This is a genomic window from Albidovulum sp. (assembly GCF_049646345.1).
Lineage (GTDB): Bacteria > Pseudomonadota > Alphaproteobacteria > Rhodobacterales > Rhodobacteraceae > Albidovulum.
The window spans coordinates 1-5,119 of the sequence record NZ_JBARVQ010000090.1 but is presented as its reverse complement, the minus strand read 5'-3'; the positions used below and the strand labels follow the sequence as shown (position 1 = coordinate 5,119).

6 protein-coding genes and 1 pseudogene are annotated in these 5,119 nt (G+C 62.4%); 5 read left to right on the top strand and 2 right to left on the bottom strand.

All coding sequences use genetic code 11. The features are described from left to right. A pseudogene (locus WBB85_RS02280) lies at positions 1–260 on the bottom strand (sensor histidine kinase); the annotation flags it as partial. Positions 261–548: 288 nt separating this feature from the next. Here WBB85_RS02280 and rpmH point away from each other — a divergent pair. From rpmH to yidD, 3 genes are read left to right on the top strand one after another with little or no spacing between them, the layout of a single operon-like run. Further along, on the top strand, positions 549–683 hold the full coding sequence (gene rpmH / locus WBB85_RS02275) for a 50S ribosomal protein L34 (RefSeq protein WP_108851087.1): 135 nt from the start codon (positions 549–551) through the stop codon (positions 681–683). Positions 684–705: 22 nt separating this feature from the next. After that, complete coding sequence (gene rnpA, locus WBB85_RS02270) at positions 706–1,128, top strand: ribonuclease P protein component (protein WP_432637001.1); 423 nt, start codon at positions 706–708, stop codon at positions 1,126–1,128. Then, on the top strand, positions 1,125–1,361 hold the full coding sequence (gene yidD, locus WBB85_RS02265; RefSeq protein WP_432637000.1) for a membrane protein insertion efficiency factor YidD: 237 nt from the start codon (positions 1,125–1,127) through the stop codon (positions 1,359–1,361). Before rnpA ends, yidD begins: the two co-directional genes overlap by 4 nt. Here the strand turns inward: yidD and WBB85_RS02260 are convergent. Continuing rightward, a complete protein-coding gene (locus WBB85_RS02260; protein ID WP_432636999.1) occupies positions 1,358–2,314 on the bottom strand; it encodes an alpha/beta hydrolase in 957 nt (318 codons plus the stop codon). The two genes, yidD and WBB85_RS02260, sit on opposite strands and share 4 nt — an antisense overlap. Before the next feature lie 377 nt (positions 2,315–2,691). On the opposite strand from WBB85_RS02260, the gene ttcA reads away from it, so the two are divergent. Then, a complete protein-coding gene (gene ttcA / locus WBB85_RS02255; RefSeq protein WP_432636998.1) occupies positions 2,692–3,567 on the top strand; it encodes a tRNA 2-thiocytidine(32) synthetase TtcA in 876 nt (291 codons plus the stop codon). Between the two features lie 76 nt (positions 3,568–3,643). Continuing rightward, positions 3,644–5,119 (top strand): putative bifunctional diguanylate cyclase/phosphodiesterase (locus WBB85_RS02250; RefSeq protein WP_432636997.1); only part of this gene is annotated, 1,476 nt, incomplete at its 3' end.

The window sequence follows — 5,119 nt, the reverse complement described above, 5'->3', positions numbered from 1 at the left end:
ACCAACTGGCGTACCTCGTCCCGACGCAGGACAACGTTGTAGACCTCGGCATTGGCCAGAAGCTCGCGTTCTAGGTTTTCATCAATCATCCCGTCCGTCGCGAGCAGCGCGAGAGAGGCGATCTGCGCCCGTTCCAGCCGCGACATGATGTAGTCTTCGCGGAACCGCGCAACCGACGGCACAAAGATCATGATTTCCGCCACCATGACGAAGGCTGCAGTCAGGAGCAGGAAGCGGCCGGACAGCGTGTTGAACAGCATGGCTGGTTTCGTTCCCCTGATGCGCCGAGCCGGGTTGAACCCCGGTTGAAATCCGCTTGCATTCTGCAGTCAGCACAAGAATAGGCATTCGTTGCGGATGATTAAACCTCTGTCGCGTCCGAACGCGGTCCGGGCCGCGAAATCATCAGGTCTGAGGCGCCGAGCCGCGCAAAAAAACCGTCCGGGCGAGTTGACTTGCCACGACCGCCCGTCTAATAGCCGGGCTTCGAATGATACCGGCCTTCGAATCCCATCCGGGCTTTGGGCCACCGTACCGGAGTTGCAGCGATGAAGCGCACATTTCAACCGTCGAACCTCGTCCGCGCCCGTCGGCACGGTTTCCGTGCGCGCATGGCTACCAAAGCCGGCCGCAAGATCCTGAATGCACGCCGCGCGAAGGGCCGCAAGGTTCTTTCGGCCTGAGGCCAGACAGAAAGTCAACGGCATGACACCGCCGGAGGCACCCGTGCAAGGCCAGCTCGGCCGGGGCGCGGATCAGCCACCGGCGGTTTCCGTTTGTCTGAAGGTCCTCTCAAAACGCGCCGATTTCCTGAAGGCCGCACAGGCCAAGCGGCGCGGATCGCCCGGTTTCCTTTTGCAGGCCCGCGAACGGCGCGAGGGCGAACCGGATCCGGATCTGATCCGCATCGGCTATACCTGCTCGAAAAAGGTCGGCAATGCCGTCGCCCGCAACCGCGCCAAGCGACGCCTGCGCGAAATCGCCCGGATTGTCCTGACCGCCAAGGGCCGACCCGGCTGGGATTACGTGTTGGTCGGCAGACCAGAAGTGACCGCAACCCGCGACTTTGCCGAGATGCAACGCGATCTGAACCGCGCCCTTGACCATGTCCACGGGACAGTAAAGTGAGCCCGCTTGCCCACATCTTCGCCCTGCCCGTCCGCACTTACCGGCTGATCCTCAGCCCTTGGGTCGGACAATCCTGCCGCTATCAACCGACCTGTTCGGCCTATGCGCTGGAGGCGCTGGACAAACATGGCGGGATCAAGGGCAGCTGGCTGGCGGCCCGACGCATCGCACGATGCCATCCCTGGGGCGGGTCGGGCTATGATCCGGTGCCGCCACGTCGCGGGCAGGATTAACTTTCTGGTTTCTGGAGTGACAGATTGCCCTGATCCGTCACGCCCCGCGTCGGAAATTCGTTCCGGTCCAGACCGCCGCTGATCGTGTAAAACACATCCTGCATCAGCACCTCATCGTCGAAATACCATGCGTGGGACTGCTGCGCATCGACCGGCAGTTTGGGATAGGCCGTCTTGAAATGCTCACCGCAATAGACATTGGCTGCCTTGTCGGTCGGCGGTTTGTCCAGCCCGACCCGCCCGGCGCGCCGCTCCACGCCCGCGCGCTTGACCGCCGAAACGGACAGGACCTCATCGCGCGGATTGTAGTAGTTGGTCAGCCGGGCACAGTGCTTGTATAGCGCGAAGGACCGCGTATTTCCTGCGTCCAGCGAATGTACGGAAAGGTCCGCTGCGAGCAACATGACCTGACTGACCGCCCAGCTTCGCGCCGCGATTGCGGTCCTGTCATCTGCATCGTCAAACGCTTCGCGGACCACGAAACAGCCCATCGAATGAGCGAGGATATGCATGTCGACCCGACAATCGGGTTCCTGCAATTTCGCAAACAGCGCGATCCCTTCGGTCACAAGCTGATGCGCCGCCGCCTTGGCCTTGTCGCGGTCCTCAAGGTAGTTGAGCGCCACGTCACCGCTTGGCCAGTCAAAGCTGACGACAACACCGTTGAACCCTTGCGCGGCCAGACCCTTCTTGATCTTGCGGTGCCGCTCCAGCACCGTCTTCTGCGAATTGTTGAAACCGTGGACGTAGAAGACGATATCGCCCGTCGTCATCGGATTGGGGGTGCCGCCCTGCGCCGCATCCATCACCGCCTTGCGCCAGTCGTTCTTTTTGATCTTGTGTTTGTAGAGGATGGCGTTGGCATTGCCCGGCACGGCGACGAAATGGCTGGTCGCCGGATCGTCGCCGAACCCGCCCCCCTTCTTGCTGCGCGCAACGAATATGTAGTCCATGACTTTCTCCGATAAATTGCTGGATCAATGCGGCAAGGATGCCATCAAACCGGCGTTTTTCAAAGACGGGCCTGTGCATAGGGCCAATCCATCCCTTTCGCCCGGAATCAAGCGCGACGCGCGCCGGGCGAGCGCCTGCCCGTCCCGGCGGGCTGGCGCTTTTGCGGCCATGTGCTTCACATTAGGTCAGAGGGGCTTTGCGGGCATAAAGAACCCCGAATACAGGTCGCTGCGCCACCCCACGGGCAGGCACCCGCCCGGCTTATGTTGCACGCGCTGTAATGTCCGCAACGTCAGCTCCCTGATCCGCCCGGCATCAAATCCGTGCAGTTCGCCCCATCTTGCCGCAACACAGGTGATGCAGTATCGCAGATGCCATGCTTGATGATCTTGACGATATCCATCCGCTGTTCCACGGCGCGCCCGGCTCGACGGAGTTCAAGAAACTCCGCAAGCGGATCGTGCGCGAGGTGCGCGAGGCGATTGAAGCCTACGGCATGATCGAACGCGGCGCACGCTGGCTGGTCTGCCTGTCGGGTGGCAAGGACAGCTATACGTTGCTTGCCGTGCTGCATGAGTTGAAATGGCGCGGTCTGCTGCCGGTCGAGCTTCTGGCCTGCAATCTTGATCAGGGCCAGCCCGGTTTCCCGGCGACGGTCTTGCCGGAGTTCCTGACGAAGATGGGCGTCGAACACCGGATCGAATATGCCGACACCTATTCCATCGTCACCGACAAGATCGCGCCGGGCGGCACGATGTGCTCGCTCTGTTCGCGGCTGAGGCGCGGCAACCTCTACCGCATCGCGCGGGAAGAGGGCTGTTCGGCGGTCGTCCTCGGCCATCACCGCGACGATATCCTTGAGACCTTCTTCATGAACCTCTTCCACGGCGGACGGCTGGCGACGATGCCACCAAAGCTGGTGAACGAGGATGGCGATCTTTTCCTCTATCGCCCGCTGGCCTTCGTGGCCGAGGCCGATTGCGAGAAGTTCGCGCGTGCGATGAACTATCCGATCATTCCCTGCGACCTCTGCGGATCGCAGGACGGGCTGCAGCGTCAGCAGGTCAAGCAGATCCTCGACGGCTGGGAGGCACGCAGCCCCGGGCGGCGGCAGGTGATGTTCCGGGCCTTGATGAATGCGCGGCCCTCGCATCTGCTTGACCCGAAGCTCTTCGACTTTGCCGGTCTGGCCATCGCATCGGAAAGATCGGATTTTAGTGAAATTCCTCAGGTTTTCTCCGGCGAGGATTAACTTCGCGCTCACTTGCGGCCCCTAGCGTCACCTTGAACGGGGCCGGTCTGGTGGCCCGCTGACGAAAGGGCCCGCCATGGTTCGGTTTCAACGCGACACAGCTTTGTCCGGGATCTGGGCAGAACTGACGCGGCCTGAAGTGTTGGTTCTGTGCCCTGCTCTCTTCCTTGCCTGGCTGTGGTTCGGTCTTGAGGGGGTTGTGCTCTTTGCCGCGACGGGCGCGCCACTTGCCTTGCTGGCCCGGCGTCCGGAGCGATCTGCACCGCCGCAGCCCACGCGCATGATCGATGTCGTGACCGGTCTGCCGCCGGCCACTGTCGTATGCGATGCCTTGGATCAGGGCTTTTTTATCGAGGAAGAAACCGGCCGTTCGACGGCCTGTGTGGTTGTCGGGCTGGACGATCCGCAGCGTATTCGCACAGCGTTCGGACACAACGCGCATGAGGTCGTTTTGCGCAAGGTGACCGAGCGGTTGCGCAGCGTGCTGCGGGATGACGATATCCTTGCCCGCGCCAACGGGGACAGTTTCGCGATAGCGATGGCGCCCGGTCGGCGTATGGACCTGGAAACCGCGATCCAGGTCGCGGCGCGCCTCAAGGCGGCGGTCGCGGAACCGCTCAGCATTGACGCGACTACGGTCTATGTCAGCGCCTCGGTCGGGTTCTGCCTGTCCGGCCGCTCGCCCGGCAGAACCGGGCAATCCTTGCTTGCGGCGGCAGAGGCGGCGCTCATGACCGCTTTGCGCAACGGCCCGGGGACGATCCGTGCCTATTCGCCCGACATCGCCACCGCAACAGCGGCCCATGACGAATTGCAGCGGCGTGTCAGCGCCGCGTTGGAAACCGGTGAAATCGTCGCCTATTTTCAGCCACAGCTTTCGACCGATACCGGTGACATATCCGGCTTTGAGGCGCTGGCCCGATGGCAGCATCCGCAGCGTGGCGTTCTTTCGCCGTCGGATTTCCTGCCCGCGCTTCTCGATGCCGGGCTGGGTGAACGGCTGGGTGAGGTCATGCTCAGCCATGCTTTGTCGGCCATGCGGCAGTGGGATGCGGCCGGTCTCGACGTACCGGGCGTCTCTGTAAACTTCTCGCGCGATGAATTGCGTGACCCGGCGCTGGTCAGCAAACTGAAATGGCAGCTTGACCGCTTCGACCTCACGCCCGACCGCCTTACGATCGAGATTCTGGAAACCGTGGCCGCAGAAACCGCCGACGACATCATCGTCCGCAATATCGCGGCACTTTCGAAGATGGGTTGCCCCGTCGATCTGGACGATTTCGGCACCGGCCATGCCTCCATCGCCTCGATCCGGCGGTTTGCCGTCAACCGGATCAAGATCGACCGGTCCTATGTGACCCAGGTCGATACCGACCCGTCGCAGCAACGCATGGTTGCCGCCGTCCTGTCGATGGCCGATCGGCTGGGCCTGCAAACCCTCGCCGAAGGTGTGGAAACCATCGGCGAACACGCGATGCTGTCGCAGCTGGGCTGCAGCCATGTGCAGGGGTTCGTCATCGCCCGGCCGATGCCGATCCAGACGACCGGAGAA

Bases quoted from the DNA above. Each gene is read 5' to 3' on its own strand.
- rpmH (WP_108851087.1), top strand. From the start codon at position 549: ATGAAGCGCACATTTCAACCGTCGAACCTCGTCCGCGCCCGTCGGCAC.
- rnpA (WP_432637001.1), top strand. From the start codon at position 706: ATGACACCGCCGGAGGCACCCGTGCAAGGCCAGCTCGGCCGGGGCGCG.
- WBB85_RS02260 (WP_432636999.1), bottom strand. From the start codon at position 2,314: ATGGACTACATATTCGTTGCGCGCAGCAAGAAGGGGGGCGGGTTCGGC.
- ttcA (WP_432636998.1), top strand. From the start codon at position 2,692: ATGCTTGATGATCTTGACGATATCCATCCGCTGTTCCACGGCGCGCCC.